This window comes from Corynebacterium sp. UMB9976 (assembly GCF_030212265.1).
In the GTDB taxonomy this organism is placed as follows: domain Bacteria; phylum Actinomycetota; class Actinomycetes; order Mycobacteriales; family Mycobacteriaceae; genus Corynebacterium.
Genome location: NZ_JASODY010000019.1, coordinates 1 through 21,533, shown reverse-complemented (window position 1 = coordinate 21,533; position 21,533 = coordinate 1). Strand labels below are relative to the sequence as shown.

At 65.9% G+C, this 21,533-nt stretch carries 21 protein-coding genes and 1 pseudogene; 18 read left to right on the top strand and 4 right to left on the bottom strand.

The genetic code is table 11. The features are described 5' to 3' along the window. Positions 1 to 132: 132 nt before the first annotated feature. The 10 genes from map to QP140_RS08270 all read left to right on the top strand — a co-directional run bounded on the left by map (position 133) and on the right by QP140_RS08270 (position 6,935). A complete protein-coding gene (gene map, locus QP140_RS08315) occupies positions 133 to 927 on the top strand; it encodes a type I methionyl aminopeptidase (protein WP_284759117.1) in 795 nt (264 codons plus the stop codon). A gap of 177 nt (positions 928 to 1,104) precedes the next feature. Further along, positions 1,105 to 1,323 (top strand): translation initiation factor IF-1, encoded by a 219-nt coding sequence (infA, locus tag QP140_RS08310; RefSeq protein ID WP_018018723.1) that lies wholly within the window; start codon positions 1,105 to 1,107, stop codon positions 1,321 to 1,323. Between the two features lie 240 nt (positions 1,324 to 1,563). Continuing rightward, positions 1,564 to 1,932, top strand: coding sequence for a 30S ribosomal protein S13 (gene rpsM / locus QP140_RS08305; protein ID WP_012359611.1), 369 nt, complete (start codon positions 1,564 to 1,566; stop codon positions 1,930 to 1,932). Next, positions 1,932 to 2,339, top strand: a complete 408-nt coding sequence (rpsK, locus tag QP140_RS08300; RefSeq protein ID WP_070761542.1) for a 30S ribosomal protein S11 — start codon at positions 1,932 to 1,934, stop codon at positions 2,337 to 2,339. The genes rpsM and rpsK overlap by 1 nt, the downstream gene beginning before the upstream one ends. 25 nt (positions 2,340 to 2,364) lie before the next feature. Then, positions 2,365 to 2,970: a 30S ribosomal protein S4 gene (rpsD, locus tag QP140_RS08295; protein ID WP_012359613.1), complete on the top strand. Its 606-nt coding sequence runs from the start codon at positions 2,365 to 2,367 to the stop codon at positions 2,968 to 2,970. 113 nt (positions 2,971 to 3,083) lie between these two features. Further along, on the top strand, positions 3,084 to 4,097 hold the full coding sequence (locus QP140_RS08290; RefSeq protein WP_148813132.1) for a DNA-directed RNA polymerase subunit alpha: 1,014 nt from the start codon (positions 3,084 to 3,086) through the stop codon (positions 4,095 to 4,097). A gap of 46 nt (positions 4,098 to 4,143) precedes the next feature. Continuing rightward, positions 4,144 to 4,614, top strand: a complete 471-nt coding sequence (gene rplQ / locus QP140_RS08285) for a 50S ribosomal protein L17 (protein WP_070761540.1) — start codon at positions 4,144 to 4,146, stop codon at positions 4,612 to 4,614. Positions 4,615 to 4,847: 233 nt separating this feature from the next. After that, the gene (truA, locus tag QP140_RS08280) at positions 4,848 to 5,816 is read left to right on the top strand and encodes a tRNA pseudouridine(38-40) synthase TruA (RefSeq protein WP_284759115.1); all 969 of its coding nucleotides are present in this window, start codon (positions 4,848 to 4,850) and stop codon (positions 5,814 to 5,816) included. 136 nt (positions 5,817 to 5,952) lie between these two features. Next, a complete protein-coding gene (locus QP140_RS08275) occupies positions 5,953 to 6,144 on the top strand; it encodes a hypothetical protein (RefSeq protein ID WP_246818011.1) in 192 nt (63 codons plus the stop codon). A gap of 143 nt (positions 6,145 to 6,287) precedes the next feature. Beyond that, positions 6,288 to 6,935 carry a hypothetical protein gene (locus QP140_RS08270; RefSeq protein ID WP_284759113.1) on the top strand — a complete coding sequence of 216 codons (648 nt, stop codon included), beginning with the start codon at positions 6,288 to 6,290 and terminating at the stop codon, positions 6,933 to 6,935. A 50-nt stretch (positions 6,936 to 6,985) separates the two neighbouring features. On the opposite strand, the gene QP140_RS08265 is transcribed toward QP140_RS08270, so the two are convergent. Continuing rightward, on the bottom strand, positions 6,986 to 7,999 hold the full coding sequence (locus QP140_RS08265) for a hypothetical protein (RefSeq protein ID WP_284759111.1): 1,014 nt from the start codon (positions 7,997 to 7,999) through the stop codon (positions 6,986 to 6,988). 204 nt (positions 8,000 to 8,203) lie between these two features. Between QP140_RS08265 and eccB the strand changes: the two genes are divergently transcribed. Next, on the top strand, positions 8,204 to 9,586 hold the full coding sequence (gene eccB / locus QP140_RS08260; protein ID WP_284759110.1) for a type VII secretion protein EccB: 1,383 nt from the start codon (positions 8,204 to 8,206) through the stop codon (positions 9,584 to 9,586). 317 nt (positions 9,587 to 9,903) lie between these two features. Here the strand turns inward: eccB and QP140_RS08255 are convergent. Then, positions 9,904 to 10,803: pseudogene (locus QP140_RS08255) on the bottom strand (S8/S53 family peptidase); the annotation flags it as partial. Further along, the gene (locus QP140_RS08250; protein ID WP_284759108.1) at positions 10,800 to 11,978 is read right to left on the bottom strand and encodes an EsaB/YukD family protein; all 1,179 of its coding nucleotides are present in this window, start codon (positions 11,976 to 11,978) and stop codon (positions 10,800 to 10,802) included. The pseudogene QP140_RS08255 and the gene QP140_RS08250, both read right to left, overlap by 4 nt. A 282-nt stretch (positions 11,979 to 12,260) precedes the next feature. Between QP140_RS08250 and QP140_RS08245 the strand changes: the two genes are divergently transcribed. The 3 genes from QP140_RS08245 to QP140_RS08235 all read left to right on the top strand — a co-directional run bounded on the left by QP140_RS08245 (position 12,261) and on the right by QP140_RS08235 (position 17,963). Continuing rightward, positions 12,261 to 15,722 (top strand): FtsK/SpoIIIE domain-containing protein, encoded by a 3,462-nt coding sequence (locus QP140_RS08245; RefSeq protein WP_284759106.1) that lies wholly within the window; start codon positions 12,261 to 12,263, stop codon positions 15,720 to 15,722. Continuing rightward, complete coding sequence (locus QP140_RS08240; RefSeq protein WP_284759105.1) at positions 15,722 to 17,152, top strand: type VII secretion-associated protein; 1,431 nt, start codon at positions 15,722 to 15,724, stop codon at positions 17,150 to 17,152. Before QP140_RS08245 ends, QP140_RS08240 begins: the two co-directional genes overlap by 1 nt. Before the next feature lie 316 nt (positions 17,153 to 17,468). Continuing rightward, positions 17,469 to 17,963 (top strand): 2'-5' RNA ligase family protein, encoded by a 495-nt coding sequence (locus QP140_RS08235; RefSeq protein ID WP_284759122.1) that lies wholly within the window; start codon positions 17,469 to 17,471, stop codon positions 17,961 to 17,963. 72 nt (positions 17,964 to 18,035) lie between these two features. Here the strand turns inward: QP140_RS08235 and QP140_RS08230 are convergent, their stop codons facing one another. Beyond that, positions 18,036 to 18,758: a DNA methyltransferase gene (locus tag QP140_RS08230; RefSeq protein WP_284759103.1), complete on the bottom strand. Its 723-nt coding sequence runs from the start codon at positions 18,756 to 18,758 to the stop codon at positions 18,036 to 18,038. 559 nt (positions 18,759 to 19,317) lie between these two features. Here QP140_RS08230 and QP140_RS08225 point away from each other — a divergent pair. From QP140_RS08225 to rpsI, 4 genes are all read left to right on the top strand, one after another. After that, positions 19,318 to 19,602, top strand: a complete 285-nt coding sequence (locus tag QP140_RS08225; RefSeq protein WP_012359626.1) for a WXG100 family type VII secretion target — start codon at positions 19,318 to 19,320, stop codon at positions 19,600 to 19,602. A gap of 75 nt (positions 19,603 to 19,677) precedes the next feature. Then, positions 19,678 to 19,959: a WXG100 family type VII secretion target gene (locus QP140_RS08220; protein WP_012359627.1), complete on the top strand. Its 282-nt coding sequence runs from the start codon at positions 19,678 to 19,680 to the stop codon at positions 19,957 to 19,959. 462 nt (positions 19,960 to 20,421) lie between these two features. Further along, positions 20,422 to 20,865 (top strand): 50S ribosomal protein L13, encoded by a 444-nt coding sequence (rplM, locus tag QP140_RS08215; protein ID WP_015381272.1) that lies wholly within the window; start codon positions 20,422 to 20,424, stop codon positions 20,863 to 20,865. Continuing rightward, entirely contained in the window at positions 20,865 to 21,410 is a 546-nt protein-coding gene (gene rpsI / locus QP140_RS08210) for a 30S ribosomal protein S9 (protein WP_015381273.1), read from the top strand. The genes rplM and rpsI overlap by 1 nt, the downstream gene beginning before the upstream one ends. The last annotated feature ends 123 nt before the right edge of the window (positions 21,411 to 21,533 follow it).

Sequence of the window (21,533 nt, the reverse complement as noted above, 5' to 3'; positions counted from 1 at the left end):
GCGCGGCGCCGATCCTGGTAGGACCCAACGGTCCGCCTTTTCCCGCCCATCTTCCGGACGTCACCGGTGGGCGGGTTTAACTTTTGGCCCACAAATCCGGGCTACAAGAACACAAGAACAAGGAGGCTTTCGGTGGCTTTCCGAAAGAAGAGCAAGAAGATCGCCGCGAAGACACCCGCGGAACTGGACGCCATGCAGGCCGCAGGCGAGGTCGTCGGCCGAACACTGCAGGCCGTGAAGGCCGCCGCGAAGCCAGGGGTGAGCACCCTCGACCTCGACAAGATCGCCGAGGCCACCATCCGTGACGCCGGCGCCACGCCAGCCTTCCTCGGCTACCAGGGCTTCCCGGGCTCCATCTGCAGCTCCGTCAACGACATGGTCGTCCACGGCATCCCGGCGGCGGACGTCGTCCTGAAGGAAGGCGACCTCGTCTCCATCGACTGCGGCGCAATCCTCGACGGCTGGGTAGGGGACTCCGCCTGGACCTTCGGTATCGGCGAGATCGCCCGCGAACACGAACTGCTCAACCAGGCCACCGAGTGGGTCCTCATGGAGGGGCTGAAGGCGATGCGCCCGGGCAACCACCTCACCGACGTTTCCCACGCCCTCGAGCTCGCGACCCGCCGGGCCGAGGACAAGTTCGGCGTGCCGCTGCACATCATCGACGGCTACGGCGGGCACGGCATCGGCCGCAGCATGCACGAGGACCCGTACCTGGCTAACGAAGGCCGCCCGGGCCGCGGCCCGGTCATCCAGGAGGGCTCCGTGCTCGCGATCGAGCCGATGCTCTCGCTCGGCACCATCGACACTGCCGTCCTCGACGACGATTGGGGAGTGGTCACCGTGGACGGCAGCTACTCCTCCCACTGGGAGCACACCGTCGCCGCCACCGCCGGCGGCCCGCGCATCCTCACCCCGCGCCACTAGTCCACCGGGCTGCTTCGCTCTGGCCTGCAGTTGTTAAAGCCCCAGGTCACGTGTACGATAGACCGATGGTGCAGGTGACGCACCCCAAAAACGGGGAGCTAAGAAAACCGCACCATCGTAGCGATACACGCACAAATAGCCGATGACCAGCATGTTCATCGGGGAAATGTGGAGGATATGGCCAAAGAAGGTGCCATTGAGGTTGAGGGCCGCATCGTCGAGCCCCTGCCGAATGCAATGTTCCGAGTCGAGCTGGATAACGGGCACAAGGTGCTCGCACACATCTCTGGCAAGATGCGCCAGCACTACATCCGCATCCTTCCTGAGGACCGCGTTGTAGTTGAGCTTTCTCCATACGACCTCTCCCGTGGTCGTATCGTTTACCGCTACAAGTAAAAAACTCTGTCAGCCTTCGTACATCCAAATCTCACCCGCCCATGGTCACATGCGGCACGGCCGCGCAACACGTGGCCATGTGGGTGAGGTTGCCTACCTCTGGCCGCGGCGGCCGGAGCCCGCTGCTGAACCTCTTGAACACGACCCCGCCCCATCGCGGGTGACGTCGTCAAAAGAAGGAAGCAGACCACCGGGATGAGTACGGAGAAAACCGCCGTAAAACCGGAAGGATAATGCCATATGGCACGCCTTGCTGGTGTGGACCTGCCACGCGAAAAGCGCATGGAGGTCGCACTGACCTACATCTTCGGAATCGGCCCAGCCCGATCCAAGGAGCTGCTGGAAAAGACCGGCATCTCCCCTGACCTGCGTTCCAAGGACCTGAGCGACGAGCAGCTCGCAGCTCTGCGTGACGTGATCGAGAACAACTGGAAGGTTGAGGGTGACCTCCGCCGCGAAATCCAGGCCGACATCCGTCGCAAGATCGAGATTGGTTCCTACCAGGGACTGCGCCACCGCCGTGGCCTGCCAGTCCGTGGCCAGCGCACCAAGACCAACGCTCGTACCCGTAAGGGCCCGAAGAAGACGATCGCAGGAAAGAAGAAGTAATGGCTGCACCGAAGAGCACCGCTACGCGCGCCCGCCGCGGCCGTCGCGTAGTCAAGAAGAACGTGACCCAGGGTCACGCGTACATCAAGTCCACCTTCAACAACACCATCGTGTCCATCACGGACCCGAAGGGCCACGTCATCTCGTGGGCATCCTCCGGCCAGGTTGGCTTCAAGGGTTCCCGCAAGTCCACGCCTTTCGCCGCACAGATGGCTGCCGAGTCCGCTGCCCGCAAGGCAATGGAGCACGGCATGAAGAAGGTCGACGTTTTCGTCAAGGGGCCGGGCTCTGGTCGCGAGACCGCAATCCGCTCCCTGTCCACCGCTGGGCTTGAGGTCGGCACCATCGCCGACGTCACCCCACAGCCGCACAATGGCTGCCGCCCACCGAAGCGTCGTCGCGTCTAAGAAAAGAAAGGTTAAGGGATAAACAATGGCTCGTTATACCGGCCCAGTTACCCGTAAGTCCCGTCGCCTCCGCGTCGACCTCGTCGGTGGCGACCGTTCCTTCGAGCGCCGCCCGTACCCACCGGGTCAGGCTGGCCGCGCTCGCATCAAGGAGTCGGAGTACCTGATCCAGCTGCAGGAGAAGCAGAAGGCTCGCTTCACCTACGGCGTCATGGAGAAGCAGTTCCGCCGTTACTACGCAGAGGCCAACGCAATGCCGGGCAAGACCGGTGACAACCTGGTCATCCTGCTGGAGGCTCGCCTCGACAACGTGATCTACCGCGCTGGTCTGGCACGCACCCGTCGCCAGGCACGTCAGCTGGTCTCCCACGGTCACTTCACCGTGAACGGCAAGAAGATCAACGTTCCGTCCTTCCGTGTCTCCCAGTACGACATCATCGATGTCCGCGATCGTTCCCGCTCCATGCTGTGGTTCGATGAGGCACAGGACAACCTGGTCGACGCCAACGTTCCGGCGTGGCTGCAGGTCGTTCCGTCCACCCTGCGCATCCTCGTGCACCAGCTGCCCGAGCGCGCTCAGATCGACATCCCGCTGCAGGAGCAGCTCATCGTCGAGTACTACTCCAAGTAGTCCGCGACAACGATCTGAAAAACAGACATTTACTCCCCGCCGTCTACCACCACGGTGCACGGCAATCCTGCTACCGGCGTCAAATAGCGGTCGCCGACAAGGAGAAGTAACACATGCTGATTTCCCAGCGTCCAGAGCTGTCCGAGGAGTTCATCGACGACTCCCGCTCCCGGTTCGTCATCGAGCCGCTTGAGCCGGGCTTCGGCTACACCCTCGGCAACTCCCTGCGCCGCACCCTGCTGTCCTCCATCCCAGGTGCAGCCGTGACCTCCCTGCGGATCGATGGTGTGCTCCACGAGTTCACCACCGTCCCGGGCGTGAAGGAGGATGTCTCCGACATCATCCTGAACATCAAGTCCCTCGTCCTGTCGAGCGACTTCGATGAGCCGGTCACCATGTACCTGCGCAAGGAAGGCCCAGGAGCGGTCACCGGCGCAGACATCGAGACCCCAGCAGGCGTGGAGGTCCACAATAAGGACCTGCACATCGCCACCCTCAACGAGCAGGGCAAGCTGGATATCGAGCTGGTCGTTGAGCGCGGCCGTGGCTACGTCCCAGCCGCCACCTCCACCGACGAGATCGGTCGCATCCCAGTCGACCAGATCTACTCCCCGGTCCTGAAGGTCAGCTACAAGGTCGAGGCAACCCGTGTCGAGCAGCGCACGGACTTCGACAAGCTGATCCTCGACGTGGAGACCAAGAGCTCCATGTCCGCGCGCGACGCCATGGCGTCCGCCGGCAAGACCCTGGTCGAACTCTTCGGCCTGGCACAGGAGCTCAACACCGAGGCGGAGGGCATCGAAATCGGCCCCTCCCCCCAGGAATCCGAGCACATCGCCGCATATAACATGCCGATCGAGGACCTGGACTTCTCCGTGCGCAGCTACAACTGCCTGAAGCGGGAAGAGATCCACACCGTTGGTGAGCTGGCTGCTCGCACCGAGTCCGATCTGCTGGACATCCGGAACTTCGGCCAGAAGTCCATCAACGAGGTCAAGGTCAAGCTGGCTGGCTTGGGCCTGGCACTCAAGGACTCCCCAGAAGGTTTCGACCTCTCCGACATCGAAGGCTACGACGCCGAGACCGGTGAGTGGGTCGAGACCGAGGGCGAAGACATCGCGGAGTAAATCGCACTTAAGCGCTCAAAGCTTTTAACCCACTCGAGGAGAAGACATGCCAACCCCTAAGAAGGGCGCCCGTCTGGGCGGATCTGCTTCCCACCAGAAGAAGATCCTGTCCAATCTCGCAGCCCAGCTGTTCGAGAACGGCGCAATCAAGACCACGGACGCCAAGGCGAAGCTCCTGCGTCCCTACGCTGAGAAGATCATCACCAAGGCCAAGAACGGCACCCTGGCTGATCGTCGCAACGTTCTGAAGCTCATCCCGAACAAGGACGTCGTGTCCCACCTGTTCACCGAGCTGGCCCCGAAGTTCGAAGGCCGTGAGGGCGGTTACACCCGCATCATCAAGCTGGAGAACCGTAAGGGAGACAACGCTCCGATGTCCCAGATCTCCCTGGTGACCGAGGAGCTGGCTTCCAAGGAGGCAGAGCGTGCAACCCGCGCTGCTGCATCCAAGAAGGCCGAGGAGAAGAAGGCTGCTGAGGCAGCTGAGGAGAAGGACGAGGCCGCAGAGGAGAAGTAATTCTCCGCTGAGGTGATCCTTCAATCTCCCAGCCGGCGGGTTCCGTGAGGGCCTGCCGGTAAGCCGGGTACTACGCACGAGCGTGGTGCCCGGCTTTTGCTATTGGTGCGGGTTTCGGTGGCTGGGGTTGCCTGGCTGGTGCGGTGAGCCGGGTTGGGGAGGAGCCCTGGAGGGGAGCAGACGTTGGTGGCGGGGTTTCGGTGGCAACGAGCCCGCCGGGTAGGTTTGGGGGCATGAGTTCAACGGAAACTGGGGCAGCGGGGGCTGGGACGACCGGGGCCGGGACGACGGTGACGGGGGCGGATGGCGACGTCGCTGCTAACGGTGCGGTGGGTGACGTCGTGACGGACGCCGCGGACGGTGGAGGGGAGACCGTTCGGGTGCGGATGGACGTCTCCTACGACGGGACGGATTTCCACGGCTGGGCGGCCCAAAAAGGAGGCTTGCGGACCGTGCAGGGCGTGCTGGAGGAGAAACTTACGCTGGTGTGCCGCACTCCGGTGGAGCTGACAGTGGCGGGGCGGACGGACGCCGGCGTGCACGCCGATGGGCAGGTCTGCCACGCGGATATTCCGGCGGAGGCTTTTACTCAGCGCAGCCTCGGGAAGCCGGAGGATCTGGTGCGGCGGCTCTCCCGGATGCTGCCGGAGGATATTCGCCTGAACGCGGCGGTGGCTGCCCCGGAGGGTTTTGACGCCCGCTTTTCTGCGTTGCGGCGGCACTACGTGTACCGGGTGTGCACGGCCCCGGGCGGGCCACTGCCACGGCGGGTGCGGGACACCGCCCGGTGGCGCAGGCCCGTGGATCTGGAGAAGGTGCAGATCGCGGCGGATGCGCTGGTGGGGCTGAATAACTTCGCCGCCTACTGCAAGGCCCGTGAGGGGGCGACGACGATCCGGGAGCTGCAGGAGTTCACCTGGAAGGATGTGTCCACGCCCTCGGAGCCACAGACTTATGAGGCGCACGTGGTGGCGGACGCGTTTTGTTGGTCGATGGTGCGCTCCATCGTGGGCGCGTGTCTGACGGTGGGGGAGGGCAAACGCCCGGAGGGTTTCACCGCCGAGCTGTTGGAGATGGATGAGCGCAGCTCGCAGGTGCCGGTGGCGCCTGCGGAGGGGCTGAACCTTGTGGGCGTGGACTACCCGGACGCCTCGGAGTTGGCGGCGCGGGCGGCGGAGACGCGGGCGGTACGGGAGCTGTAGAGCGGCTTTGGGGGTGGGTAGGATCCGGGCTGTGGATGAGTTTGACGGCGGCTGTGCCTGGGTGGCTTTCTGCCTATCTTTTTCGCCCAAATGAGGGCATACTGGCGGTGAAGGCTATCGGTATTGAAGGGAGGGCATGATGTCTGCACCACTGTTGGAACCACTCTCCAAGGTCGCTGCTGAGAAGGAGCTAGCTGAACTGGAGCGTTCTGTGGGCGGAGACCTCGTAGAGTTCGAAAGCCGTGCCTATAGCTACAACCTGACCCCGCGAGAGTTCGCGAAGTGGGAGCGTATCACCGAGCTGCGGTGGCTACTGGGTCTGGAGTAGCGCACGCGAAAAGACGAAGCAGGGGTTGCTTCGAGAGAGGGGAAACAATCGAAAAACTCGACACTCTGGTACATGAGTTTGTTGATGACCTGCGGGATTCTGTCAGAGCCTTCACGGGTCGAGACTTCAAGTTTTCGACCGAAGTGATGGAGCCAGGCGCCGTCTCCATCCGGCTGGCACAACACGACGAGGAAGCAGGGATTATTCCGCTCCGCTTGAATGAACACGCGATTTTGGGGTTAAGGATCGAGTTCAGATGCTCGTGGGACTCAACGAAGTCCTTCTTGGCGGTTGAGCGGTCGTCGTTTGCGGTTTATCCCCGAGATAAAGCAAATGGCGAGCCCCTATTTCGAGTCGAATACGACCGACGGAAGTCGAGCTACCCCAGTTCTCATATCCATGTTCATGCCCATCGGGATGAGATGACTCATCTTCTGGGGCTGCATAGGAAGCTCAACCCCAGTAACGATAAAAAGGTTAAAAACTTCATCGAGACGTATCCCTCCTTGTCGAGGTTTCACTTTCCTACGGGTGGTCACAGGTTCCGTCCATGCCTGGAAGATGTATTGGAAGCCCTGCGGCAAGAATTCAAGCTGAAAGTTCCGAGGAAAAAAGACTGGGAAGATCGGCTGGCTGAAGCGCGACTGAAGTGGCGGAAGATTCAGACAGCTGCGGCTGTGCGGGATTGTCCCGACGCTGCTCTTCGAGTTTTGGTGGATGATCTCGGTATGCCTAGCCCCGTGGGCTGGGAGTGCCCTCCGGGAAAGAAATCCAAGATTGTTCGCGGTTAGCGGATTGCTTTTGCTGATAGCGGTATATCGCGGCGCGTTTTCCAGAGTCGCTAGTGGGAGGCTTCCGCGTGCTCGAGCGCGTTGGTGCTTGGTAGGTGCATCGGATCGAAGCGGACCTCATGCCCGCGGTGGCTCACAGTGCCGCGGGAATCAATGAACAGATCCGCGATGATGCCGTGGCGAGTGGCCTCCTCGGTGGAGGAAGCCAATACAACCCGGCAGATGGTCGGCGACCAGGCTTCCCGCCAGCGGGCCCCGAGATCACGGGGCTCCTTAGCCGGTGTCGAAGCCCCGGCGAAGGACTGCGTGTTCGTGGTCTTTGCCTCGCCGCTTGGGAGGGGGAGGGTTTCCGCGCGGAGAACCTGAACCCAGGGCAGGTCGGCGGGCAGGCGTTCCAGCAGGCGCTCGGCGGAACCAGCCCCATGCAGCAGCACGGTGGATCCCGGCACGAGCTGCACCTGCACCGGATTGCCCGTAGCGCTCAACCCCAGCAGCCAGCCAGGTGCAGGCAGCGCCCGGAACGTCGGGCCCGGGTCAGTGAACTCCCGCTGCGCACCGTTCTCTGGCCCTGTGTCGGTGGACGGAGCAGCACCATCTACCGGCCAGGCCACCACCCCGGAGCCGGCAGCCGCGAACGGTACCCGCTCGCTGAACGATGCCGGGATCGAGGCGAAGGTCGCGCCCACGTTCCCGGTGAGCAGGGCGGGCAGTTCCCCGCCGAGATCCTGCTGGTGTACCAGCAGCGGCGGGGCGGCCACCGCGCTGGCGTTCGTGCTGACGTCCCCAATGGAAGAAGACGGAGCGTGAAAAACGGTGCTGGGGTGGGCGGCGTCGACGTCCTCTCCCGGCACCTCGGAGCCGGACGCGCCCATGCCGGCAACCAGGCGCGAAACACCCACGGTGACCGGCTCCGGGGCGTCGAAAAAGTCGTGCGGAGCAGGCGCGATCCGCCACACCTGCCGCTCCTGATCCTCCGGGCGGCCCCGGGCGCTCCACAGCCACCAACCACCCGCAGCAGCCAGTGCCGCAACGATCCCGATGAGCAAAACATGCACTATAGCCACGCGAATTCCCCCTGAATATCCCCCGGGATGCCCCACATCCCTTGTTGATTCTCCCGAATTTTGTCACAGCGGACCGGCGCGCGCATTAGATTGAAGAAATCGCCCTCGGGGGAGGGCAGCGGTGCGGCTCCTGCGGCAGGACTGCGGGGAACGAGCGTTAAGCACCGCGCACCAGGGACAACGCACAGAATTCAGGGGGAGATCGTGCGCACCACAAGTCTGCAAGTATCGGGCTACCGTTTTCTGCTCCGACGGCTGGAGCTCGCGCTGGTCATCGGCGATCCGCGCATGGCCCACGACCCGCTGCGCGCCCAACGCCGCAGCATCGGGGTCGGGCTTCTGCTGAGCGCGCTGATCGCAGGTGGTGCGGTGATGCTTTCGCTGTTGCGACCGGCCCCTTCCATTGACGACGCCGCCCTCGTCGCCGATGAGCAGGGAAGCCTTCATATCCGCTTGGAGGACGGTTTCCACCCGGTGAGCAACGTGGCGAGCGCCCGGCTGGTGCTGCGGCAGCCGGTGGAGGTGAAGAACTCCACTGCGGCGCTGATCCAGGAGGGCAATGGGGGAGCTCCGATGGGGCCCGCGGTGGGCATTGGGCACGTGCCGGGGCTGAACCCCGCGCCGGTGCGGCAGTGGCTGGTGTGCGATACCTCGGAGGCTGCGGGGAAGCCGGATACGCTGCAGGTCCGGGCCGTCGGGGAGGTGGCAAGCTACCAGCGGGGCGTGGTGCGCTCCGGCAAGGCGGTGTGGCTGATCGATGGCACGAAGCGCAGCCTCGCGGAGGGTGGGGCCGCGCGCGCCCTCGGGGCGGTGGAGATCCCGATGGCCCCGGAGCTGCTGAATCGCTTCGATGAGCAGGCCGATAGCTTGATCCCGCGTGGGCTTTCCGGGTTGAAGAAGCCCTTCCACCGGGCGGGGACGGTGGCGCACGCCGGTGACCGGGCATTCCTGGTTGGCCACGGCGGGGTCTCGGAGGTGACCGGCCCGCGCCGGGAGTACGTGGAGGCCCTCGCACCGGGTGGGAGCTTTGATGCGGAGCTGGGGGCGGTCATGGCGCAGCCGATGATTGACCTGCTGCCAAACGTTCCCGACCGGGAGGCCTCCTGGGCGCACCCGGAGCAAGCCTGCCTGGGGGAGAAGGGCTTGGCGGAGCCGGCGGGTGACGGTGACGGTAAGAGCACCGGGACTGACGGGGACGGCGACGGTAAGCGCACCGGTGCCGGTGACGGGGCCGCTGGCGGGGAGGCTGGCGGGGAGGCTGACGGTTCTGCTGGCGGGGCTGGGACCGAAAGCAAGGACGAGGGCGCGGCGCAGGACCCCCGGGCGGCTTACGCCGGACCTGCGGGCACGAGCGCGTTGCTCACCGAGCGTGGCTTCTTCCTGATCGACGCCACCGGAACCCGCTTCACGGTGGGCAAGGCCGAGGACCTCACGGCCCTCGGCTTCACCGAGCACACTCAGGTGCCCTGGCGGGTGATCTCCGGGCTGCCGGAAGGCGGGGTGCTCTCCGAAGCGAATGCCCGGGCAACGAGCACAAGCACTAAGGCCACCGCCAACACCGCAGAGAGCACCAACGGCACCCGGTAATCCGTCACCTGCTCGGCGACGGGCGCGGCGGTGACCGCCACCGGGACGTCGGCCACGGCATCGCCGGGCGCATCGAAGGCACCGGAGGTGGCCGCGTCGTGGGCCCCGGCTTCGTTGCCGGGGTTTTTATCGTGGGGGCCGCCGGGCAGGCCCGCCTGGGCGCGTTCCACGGCACCGTCCCCACGGTGATCCTGGCCCGCCGCGTCCGCCATATGGTTCCGTTGCTGGTCGCGAGCCAGGCTCAGGGCGGCCGAAGGATCCACGACCCGCGCGGTCTGCAACCCCTCCACGCCGTCGATGGCGCCACCTGGTTGCGCGGTCTCCCGCAGCAGGCCTGTCACTTCTGCGGCCGTGAGCTCCGGGCGGAGCTGCCAGACCATCGCAGCCACCCCACTGACCACGGGGGCGGCGAAACTCGTGCCGATGAAAGGCTCCGGCGAGCCCACCACCGGCGGGCCATCGCCCACCTGCGCGACCACCGGGCCACCCGGCGCGTAGATGTCCGCGGGAACTCCGGCCAGTCCGTAGGCGGCGGGCACCCGGCCGCTGTTGAGGACGGCCGGGGCGGGGTGGTCGCCGGGCGAACCCCCGCCCGTGGCGGCGCGTCCTGCACCAGCTCCGGCGGTGCTCGTCGCCGCGGCGCCTCCGGCAGGCCCCGCGCCACCGCCCATGACGGTGCCGCTTTCCACAGCCCCGACGGACAGCACCCCTGGCAGGGAGGCCGGGAACGTCGCGGCCCCGGCGTCGCACTGCCCCATATTTCCGATGGGTGCGACCACCAGTGCGTTGTCGGCGACGAGCTCGCGCACCGCTTTCTCCAGCGCCGGGGCGGGTTCGCAGGTGACCATCGAGACGTTGACGATCTTGTGCTTGGCCTTGACCTTCCGCGCCTGGTCGAGGGCCGTGACCAGCTCCTCGACGGTGCCCTCCACCGCGTCGGGCCGGGAGGCGTGCCGAAGGCTGTGGATGTGCGCGCCGGGCGCGGCCTGCGCGGCGGTCGTGGCCACCGCGGTGCCGTGCAGAATGCACGAATCCCGTTCCCCGGTCGCCCCCGGCAGGGCCACACCGGTGTCCACCACGATGATGGTGCTGCCGTGGCCCGTGGCCAGGTCGTGCGGATATGCCGGCGCTGGCAGGTGGAGGTCCGGGTCGCGTGCCTGTTCCTGGCAGTTGAGGTTGATGTTCCCGCGTGCGGGAGCTGCTGGTGGGGGAGTCATCCAAGCCCCCTGATCAGCTCAAATACACCCGCGCCATGCAGCGCCAGCGGTACTGCCGCGCAGAATGCCACGGCTTCCAGGGCGTCGACGATCCGGCCCACCCGAGGCGAGGAGATCTGCACTAGAGGTAAGGCCACCAGCACCAACGCCAGCACACCCCACGGCACCTGATGGCCCAGCCACACGATCGAACAACCCGCCATCACGGCCAGCGCATTGGCGTGGAAGGGGCGAGTACCGCGGGCAGACAACGCGGCCACGACCAGCGTGACCACCAGCAGCACCGTCCACACTGACGGGGTGGGCCCACCCCACGGCGCCAGCTGAATCACGGAGGCGAATAACCACGCACAGGCCGCCGCCACCAGCGCGGAGTGCACCTGCACCACCGGGCCGGCCTCGTTGGCCACCGGATCGCGGAACACACCCGCAGCCGGTACGCGCGGGACCACGACCTTCGCAATCGCCAGCGCCAACTGGCCGGAGTAGATCAGCAGCACCACCGCGGCCAGCGCAGTGATCGGCGACCAGAAATTGATGGCCGCCAACACCGCAGCCGCGATCGTTCCCACTCGCACCGGCCCCGGCCGCCACACCAACAGCGCGGCGACCACGCAGCCCACCAGCACGTTCACGTTCAACCCGACGGCAAAACCCAGGGCCGCTGCCACCGGGACAAACCGCCGATCAAACAAGCTCAGTGCGGCCACTGCCACCGCAGCGAAGGTGCTGAAGACCAGCGGCAACAACACTGCGAGGTCGACCCCACCGCCCGCGGCGGCGTCCTGAAAACCAAAATGAGCGGCACCGTGGAAATCCAACGGATGCCACAACGGGGTCGCGCGGAAGGCGAGCAACACCACGGCAGCAGCGATGATCCACGCGGCGTAATTGGTGCCGACGTCCCCGGAAAGCTCATCCGCCGCCTCCAACGGCGGGGCGGGCGGCTCGGCGGGCTTGCGACAGTGCAAAGCCAAGGCCTCGCCCGCGTGGATGCCGGCCTCCGCGAGCGACTGCTCCGGCGCAACCACCCCCACTGCCCGGCGCAGCTCCCACAGCTGCCCCGGCTCCGGGTCCACGAGATGCGGAATGAGCTCAGCGACCGGCACGTGATCCGCCACCGCGGCGTTAATCACCTTGCCCGTGCTGGGCACCGAAATGCTGATGGCAATCAAAATATCCCCCTCAAATTTTCCCCCAATTTTTCGCCCCGACCCGAATACCCCAGCCAGGACTGAACAGAACAATAGCGGGTGGGGCGGACACGGGGGTGGCAAATTGGGGGATTTCGCCACGAGATGTCTGCACCGGGGTCTATGTTTAGGCGCACACGGCCATTGAGCTGACCCGTCCGGCGCATTCCCGCTGGGCACACGGGGTGGCGATAGTGCCAGCAACCTGCGGGGGCAGGGGCGCGAGTGGTCAGTTGAGGGGTTCAATACAAGGGGGAAACCGCGGTGAAAGCGCAATCACCACCAACTTTGCCGAAGGAAAAACAGCCCTTCGTCCGCATACTCATGCCCGCGATCATGCTGGTCGCGGTGCTGGGAATGGTTGCGGCGATGGTGATGTCCGGGGCGGGACGATCGCCAATGACGTTCATCTTCCCGCTGATGATGCTGGGCTCGATGGCGATGATGTTCCAGTCCGGCACGGACGTCAACGAGGTCCGTAGGGGGTTCCACCGGCACCTGGACGCGCTGTCCGATTCGGTCAAGAAAGCCCGGCGCGAGCAGCTGGTTCGCATGAACCGGGAGCATCCGCACCCGGGCACGCTGTGGAACCACATCCATGCCGGCGAGTTGCCGAGCGCGGCCCCTGGGGTGGTGCGCATTGGAATGGCGGTGCAGGCACCGGATGATCCGCTGGAGATCCCGGTTAATGCTCCGCCGGAGGACCTGGAGCCGGTGAGCGCGATGAGCCTGCGTGACCTGGCGCTACGCACCGCGACGATCGAGGCACCCGTGGCGGTGGACGTGCGTGCATTCCCGTATATCGCGATCGTCGGCGACGGTGCGGCGGGGTTGGCGCGTGCGATGCAGGCGCAGCTGGTCGCCCAACCTCCGGAGGACGTCGGCGTGCGCGGGCCGCATGATCAGTGGCTGCCCCACGATGGGTCGGTGCGGGTGAATTTTTGCACGGGTGCGGATCCGGTGACGTTGAACTCGGTGGTGGTGGAGCCCAGCAGCGAGTGGGTGGATGCCGCACAGAGCCAAGGGTTGTACCTGCACGTCGCGGGGGCTGAGGAAGGCTTCGCGATGAGCGCGTGGACCGTTGATGGTTGGGCGCCGTTCGGCCTGGCGGACCAGCTCAGCGACGTGGAACTGGCGATGGTGTGCCGGTCGCGCTCCCAGGTGACTTCCGGCACAAGCCTGCTGGAGCTGCCGGGCGGGGACCTGCGCGCCCCGATCGGGTTCTCTGGCGCGCCGGTGTACCTGGACATTAAAGAATCCGCGCTGGGCGGGATCGGGCCACACGGGTTGTGTATCGGGGCGACGGGCTCGGGTAAATCCGAACTGCTGAAATCCGTGGTAGTCAGCTTCGCGCACAACCACAGCCCGGAGGAGCTGAACTTCATCCTCGTGGACTTCAAGGGTGGCGCGGCCTTCCTGGGGTTGGACAAGTTGCCGCACACCTCCGCGGTGATCACCAACCTGGTGGATGAAGCCGGGCTGGTGGATCGCATGCAGGACTCGCTGCTCGGTGAGATGCACCGGCGGCAGGAGCGGCTCCGGGCGGCAGGGATGTCCACGGCCCTGGAGTTCAACGAGGCCTTCCCGGGTCAGATGCCGGCGCTGTTCATCGTCGTGGATGAGTTCTCTGAGCTGCTGCAGAACCGGCCGGAGTTCGCGGAGGTCTTCGCCGCGATCGGGCGGCTGGGCCGCAGCCTGCGGATGCACCTGCTGCTGGCCAGCCAGCGCTTCGAGGAGGGGAGGCTGCGCGGCCTGGAATCCCACCTGAGTTACAGGATTGCGCTGCGGACATTCTCGGCCGCGGAGTCGCGGGCGCTGATCGGCTCCACTGCGGCGTTTGAGCTACCCGCGAACCCGGGTGCCGCCATCCTTTCAGCCCACGACACGGTGCGCTTCCACAGCGCCTACGTCTCCGGCCCAGAGCTGCCCCGTGACCAGCGGCTGATCCAGGAGCTTGGCAGCGAGGTGGAGTCCACGACCACCACCCTGCAGCTGGTAGTGGACCGGCTGCAGGGGCCGAACAAGAACCCGATCTGGTTGCCGCCACTGCCCACGATGCTGCCAGCCCACGAGGTGCTGGCGGAGTCGGATACAGGCGCACCGGAGGCTGGACCAGAGAACACCGGGACGGGGATCGGAGCGGGTGCGGCGGCAGCGGCGTCGTCGTCGGTGAAGATGGAACCGCTGACGGCGACGATCGGGTTGGAGGACCTGCCGTTCGAAGGGGTGCAGCGGACTTACCGGATGGACCTGAACCGGCGGCACTGGGCGATCGTCGGGCAACCACGGACGGGCAAGACAATGGCGGTGCGCGCGCTGGTGCTCGCACTTGGGCTGAGCAGCCCGGGCGTGCCGATCTACATTTTCGACCCCGGTGGTTCGCTGCGCGATCTGGCGCGGTTGCCGCAGGTCGCGGCGGTGGTTGGCCCGGAGCATGCGGGGCGCCTACTGGACGAGGTGGACCTGGTGGAAGGCCCGCGCGTGCTGATCGTGGACGGGCTGGATCAGCTCACCGCGATTGGGGAGGAGGAGCAGCGGCTCATCCAGCTGGCCACCAGCGGGCTGGAACGTGGCCTACACGTGGTGGTCACCGCGCTGCGCTGGAACTTCCGGCCCTCGCTGCGTGACGTGCTGACCGGACACGTGGAGATGAAGATGACCGCGCTGGACGCCGAGTTCCGGGACGCGCAGAAGTCCCTGCCGGACGTCCCTGGGCGCGGGGTGTCGCACAACGGCAAGCACATCCAGGTGGCGTTCTGCGCTGCCCAAGACGTGGAGCACGTGCGCAAAGTCAGCGTGGCCCGGGGCGAGAAGGATGTTGCGATGCGGGTCCTGCCGGACCGGATCGGGCTGGCGGAGCTGCTGGGCGGCATGCCGGGGTGTGGCTCCACACCGGGCGTGGACGCCGGTGCGAATGGTGCCCGTTCGGGTACAGCTACGGCTGGCAAGCACGCTGCCGTGGACTCAACGGGGGAGTCCGCAGCGAGAGGCCACGCGATGGGTGCACACGCCCCGGTGGTGCCCTTCGCGCTGGGCGGGCCCCGCCTGGATGCGGTGGCCTGGGACAGCGGGGAGTTCCCGCACCTGGTCGTCATCGGTCAGGCCGGGGCAGGCGCGACCAGCGCGCTGCGCACGGTGGCCGCCAGCATCAACCAGCTGCCCGAGGGTCGCGCGGAAGTGTTGGCCACGGACACCCGGCGCGGCCTGCTCGGCAGCCCCGGTTACCTGGGCGCGGAGCAGTTCCGCCAGCGCCTCGCCGAATGGGGCGAGGTGCTGCAGTCCCGCGTGCCGAAGGACGTCTCCGTCGAGGAGCTCCGGGACCGTTCCTGGTGGTCCGGGCCCGAATTGTTTGTGATTGTCGACGATTCGGACAACGACCCTGGCCTCGACGCGCTCGTGCCGCTGCTGCCCTACGCGGCGGACATTGGCTTGCACCTGGTGCTCGCCCGTCGTTCGGGGCAGTTCGCCCGCTCGGCCTTCCATCCACTCATGCAGGCGATGCGCGACCACAGCGCGTGGCTGCTGCTCTCCGCGCCGCGTGAGGACGGTCCGATCGCAGGCCAGAAACTGTGTCGACGCCAACCTGGCCGCGGCGTGTACGTCCACGCAGAATCCTGGCTGGTCCAGGTCGCAGAGGCGGAGGCCACTGCATCGTCCGCGCCAGTCGAAGCACGTGAACAAACCGTAACCGGCGCCACGGGTGCGTCCGAGAAGGAGGAGAAGTGATGAATCCGAGCGCAACCAAACCCCCGATCCCAGCGATGGGGTTGCTCGCGGAGGCCGTTGCCCGTTACGAGTCGGGGCTGCTGGTCCACGGTGACCAGGTCACAGATTTGCTCACTGGGTTCAGCCTCACGATGCCTCCCATCACCGGGCCCGATACGGCCAGCACACTCGCGTTCCGCGGCAGCGGGATTGACTTGCAAGAGCTGGACGACCTCACCGAACTGGTCACCCAGGTGATGCAGCAGCGGATGAATAGTCCGCACGCAGCGGGGCTGGACTCCGGTATCCCGCGGGACCACTTCCCCTATGGAGTGGGTGAGTCCGAGCCGGACGTGCTGGTCACGGGCGGGCAAGCCGCCCCGATCGCCACCTATCTGCGTGCGGCTGGGTTCCGAGCGCGGGTGGTGGACACCCAGTACGCGATGAACCTGGCCAGCAGCCTCGCGGTCGCACAACAGGAGCTATTGGCGCTGAGCCCGGAAGAGCCGATGAGGGCGGGCGCCGGGGCCACGGGTGGCGCCGGAGGTGGCGCGGATGCCGGGAAGCTCACGCACGCGGAAGCACTCGGGCAGGGAGCACCCGCGCCGGGCGTGCCTCCCGAAGAAGAGCTACGGGCGACACCCAACCGGGTTCTGTCCTGGGACCTTTCAGGCTCACGGGACAAGGCCGGGGCAACTCGGCCCGCAGTACACCGTGGGGGAGCGGGTGCGGCGGCACCGCGGAAACTCCCGCTGGGAGCCAGCCCGGTGGCTGCGGCCTTCGTCGCGATCATCATCGTGGCTGGAGCAATGGCCGCCGGGCTCGCGCTGGACGCTGCCGGTGGTGCCGGGGAGGACACCCAGGCGGTCGCGAACGCCGAAGGCGGTGCCGCCGGGCAGGCCGGGCAGGTCGAGCCAGGTGCCGGGGAGAGCGCCGGCGGGGAAGATGCCGGGGAGGGGGATTCGGACCGCAACCGCCAGCCAGAGACCCCGCCACCATTCACCCCGCCGCCGAACAGGCCGGGCATGCAGGATCCGAAGATCAACGGCAAAGATGCCGACCACCGCGCCGCCGACCGTGCCGACGTCCCCGTGACGGCGGACTGGCCGAAGGGGTGGAACCTCGCCGAAGCCACCCCGCAGCGGGAGACCTACCAGTCTGAGAAGGACGCTGGCATGCGCGTGCTGCTGGCCGCAAAACCCGCACCGCTGAAGAGCCAGGCGGAATTGGATAAAGCCGTGCTCAAAGCGTTGCGGGACGCGCCGGGCACGAAGGTCGCCAGCGAATCCCCGGTTAGCTACCGGGAGAAGTACCCGGACTCCGAAACGCTCTGGTACGTCCGGCTTGTGGATGGCCACCAGGTGTCCATCGGCTGCCAATATCGGGAGCCCAACCCAGTGCGCTCGCGGGTCTGCGAGCAGGTGGTGGACTCGGCCCGGCCGGAGAAGTAAGCGCTGCGGCGCCGGCGCCCTTTCCACCGCACCCGACGGGGAGAGGTGTCCGCCGGGGTGAAGCGATCGCGGCACGTCGGGATGAGGCGTTCGCGGCAACCGGGATGAGGCGTTCGCGGCAGGCGGGTGAGGTGTGTGCGTCCGTTCCGCCTCGACCAATTCGCCACGCCGGAACGATGCCATTGCCGAGTCAGTGCCGGGCGGAGGCCACGCCAGGGCCGCTTCGGGGTACGCAGCCGCTTCGGTAGGGTGCAGGCAGAAGCGGTGCTTAGTGACAGCACCACAGGAACGGCTGGGAAGAGCGGAGGTGAACGCGGTGACGTCCCCGGAAAACATCCTGCTGCACCTCGCGGAAGAACAAGAAGCGCAGGTCCGGGAGATCTTCGCCGCGCTCGAACAGCGAGGTTTTCCCACCCAGCACCAAACCCCGCACATCACCATCACCTTCGCCCCGCGCATGGAAGAACCCGTCGTGGACCTGGCCGAAGAACTCCTCGCGCCCCTGATGCCCGCCACCCTGCAGCGGATGGGCACGGTTGTGTTCGGCACCCGGCGCAAGCAGACCGTCGCGTGGCTGCTGGAAGCCAGCGACGAGCTCGAAACCGCGGCGCGCGTGATCAGCACCGCAAACCCGGAGGGGCGCGGCCCGCGCTGGATCCCGCACCTGACGATGGGGCTGCGCCTACCGCGGGCCATCGTCCCGGACTACATCCGCGCCCTCGACGAACTCAGCCCGCCGGAACTGCGCCAGCTCATCGCAGCGGAAGCTGGCCTCCGCGTGCCGAGCACGGACCAGTTCTTCCTTTTTTAAACCCGCTGTTTCCCCAGGGGAGGGCGACGCTCCTCCCGGAGCCGGCTAATCCCTCCAGCCAGTCCCATGCAGCTACGCCTTGCGCCGGAAGACGAGCAGCGCGTCGCGCACGATGTCGTGCGGATGTTCATCCCACTCGATCTCCACCACGGCCACCTGCTCTAGGTGCTCTGCCAGCAACTCGGCGCAGTCCGCGATCAGCGGGGTCAGCACCCCGGCATGCTGAATATCGCCCACGTTCCACACCACGTGTCCACCGGGAACCACCAGCCGCGCGCATACGGCCGCCACCTCGCCCAGCTCCGCGAGGTAACGCCGATAGTCCCCGCCGCCGCACTCATAAGCCTCCAGCGGATCGGCCTCGTCCTCCGTCGCAGCCATATACGGCGGGGACGTGAGAACCAGGTCCACCGCAGGTCGCGGCCCGTTTTCTTGCCGATGTTCTGACGACGACGCCAACATCGGCAGGATCCGGCGCGCGTCCCCTGCGACCACGCTCGCCCCCGGTGCGGCGGCGCGAATTTGAGCCACTCGTTCCGGCAGCAGTTCGGTGCCTCCGGCGCGCCGGCCGAGCCGCACGGCACGGATGAGTGTGGTTCCAAAGCCCGCGAAGGGATCAAAAACCATGTCGCCAGGGGCGGAATATGCACGGATCACGTGGTCCACGATCGCGGTGCACATGTGGACGTCCTCGTCCGCGCCGGCAGGGCGGTCCACGAGGAACTCGGCGATGCTCGTCCGCAGGGGTGTGGCGGGGGTTGCCGTTGGCGCATCCAGGGGCGGGGAAGGCGTCATGACCTGCAGTTTAGCTCGACGTCCTGAAAAGACCAGTGACCGGTCCGTGGCGTTTTGGGGCATCCCGGCCCCGTGCCCGCGTTGTGTATTGGACTCCGCCTCCGTGGGCGTTGCACTCCGACCCCTGCGTTTCGCCCGACCCCGTGTTCGTTGCCCTCCGCCCCCGTGTGTTTGTGCTCTATCCCGTGTGTTTTGCGCTCCACCCCGTGTGTTTTGCGCTCCACCCCGTGTGTTTTGCAGAGTTTGATGCCGAAAATCGGGCCAAAAGCGACATCAAACTCTGCAAAACGTGCTGGGGGTGCGGGGTGGGGAACGCGAGGGGAGCGCGGGGCACAGGAACGCAGGGGCAGGGAGTAGAGGGATAGGCCGGAACGCGGGGGTGGGGAGGAGAGGGATGGGCCGGAACGCAGGGAAGAGTGGGGTGGGGAACGCGGGGGAGCGGGTAGGTAGGGCGAGGAATTTGAAGGATTTTTGGGAAACCGGGAACCTTTCGGGTCCGTTAGTTGTCTAATACTTCTGACGGACCGATAACCGGTTCGCGAAAACATGGGGAGGGAACATGAGTTTTAGGACAGATGTCGCAACGATGACCGGGGCGGCCAGCAACGTTGACCAGGTCAACGCCAGCATCCAGGGGGAGCTGTCCCGGCTGCAAGGCATCGTCGCGGAAACCTCGGGCGTGTGGCGAGGCCAGGCGCAGGGGGCATTCCAGAACCTGATGGAGCGGTGGAACACCAGCGCCCGGGAGCTCAGCGAAGCACTGAATAGTATCTCGGAGAACATCCGGGCCAACGCGCGCTCCTTCGACGACACCGAGCTCGAGAACATGCAGGCATTCCGCTAAATCAGTGGTTGATGCGGCCGCTTCCGCAACAGGGGCCGCACCGCACAGAGAAAATCCAGGGGGGATTTGAGAACAATGATCAAGTACAACTTCGGCATGATCGCGCAGACAGCCGACGATATTAACCAGACCCGGGGGCGGATCAACGGCAATCTGGAGGACCTCAAGCAGCAGCTGCAGCCACTGGTCGCGGACTGGGAGGGCGAGTCCTCGGAGGCCTACCAACAGGCGCAGCTGCGCTGGGACCGTGCGGCCGCTGAGCTCAACGAGGTGCTCGGCCAGATCAGCGTGACGGTCCGCCAGGCCAACGACCGCATGAGCCAGATCAACACCTCGGCGGCCCGCAGCTGGGCGTAGCGGGCGGCGTAACTGACCACACCAGCCCGATCAGCTGAACCGGCCGAAGCGCTTGGAAGCCTGAACGGCTGGGCACGCACCCCGTGGGGTTCCCCGCGGGGTGTTGCCGTGCGTGGGGGTGCAGTGAAGAGCGCGTGGGCAAGGGACAGGACGCCACCGTTTTCCCGGGCAAGGGTCGTTCAAGAGGAGGACGTCGCCGTGCCCAGCGTTCCTCCGCATCGCACCGCGCGCGGTCGTGAAGCGCTCCGCCGGCGAGCCAGGAGGCGGGCGTAGCGACGTCCTAAAATTTGGCGTATGAGCTGCGGATAGCTAGGGTGTTAAAGGTTGCATAACGTGTCCTCGGGTCTCCACCGGCCGCCGAGGATCCTTGAGCAGCGGAAGAAACTGCCCCCGAGCAGTACATTCACCGCGCTCGAGCGCAGCTCTGGCTGGCAGTTCCGATTCGACCTACAGGAGTCCAACGTGACTACTTTCCACCCGAAGAGCGGTGACATTACCCGTAAGTGGTACGTCATCGACGCCACTGACGTGGTGCTGGGTCGCCTGGCCGTCACCGCAGCTGACCTGCTGCGCGGCAAGGGCAAGCCGACCTTCGCGCCGAACGTTGACTGCGGCGACAACGTCATCATCATCAACGCCGACAAGGTGCACATCTCCTCCAACAAGCGTGACCGCGAGATGCGCTACCGCCACTCTGGCTACCCAGGTGGCCTGAAGTCCATGACCCTGGGCCGTTCCCTGGAACTGAACCCAGAGCGCGTCATCGAAGAGGCTGTCCGTGGCATGATGCCGCAGAACAAGCTGTCCAACGCTTCCGTTAAGAAGCTTCGCGTCTTCGCCGGCTCCGAGCACCCGTACGCTGCTCAGAAGCCAGAGACCTACGAGATCAAGCAGGTGGCACAGTAATGGCTGAGAACTTCGACAACACCGAGGCCTTCGAGAACGAGGCCGCACAGTACACCTCCACCGACGCTGCCAACGAGGAGTTCGTGGCATCCATCGGTGACTCCCTCAACGTCGAGGGCCAGGAGGCCGAAGAGGCCGCACCGGCTGCTCCGCTGTACGAGGGCCCGATCCAGACCGTTGGTCGCCGTAAGCGCGCCATCGTCCGCGTCCGCATGGTTGAGGGCTCCGGCCAGATCACCTGCAACGGCCGCGCACTGGAGGACTACTTCCCGAACAAGCTCCACGAGCAGCTCATCAAGGACCCGCTGGTCCTGCTGGAGCGCGAGAACCAGTTCGACATCCAGGCAACCCTGACCGGCGGCGGCCCGTCCGGCCAGGCTGGTGCGATGCGTCTGGCTATCGCCCGCGCCCTGAACAAGTACAACCCGGAGGAGCGCACCCAGCTGAAGAAGGCTGGCTTCCTGACCCGCGACGCTCGTGCTGTCGAGCGTAAGAAGGCAGGTCTGCACGGTGCACGTCGTGCGCCGCAGTACTCCAAGCGCTAAACCTTCACCGGTTTTACCGCCCCAAACCCCCGCATCGGCTGTTTCGTGAACTAGCCCCCGAAAGTTGGACTGGTTTAATTCTAGGCGGTGAGGGGTTCAAGGGTCTGATTCCGATATTGCATC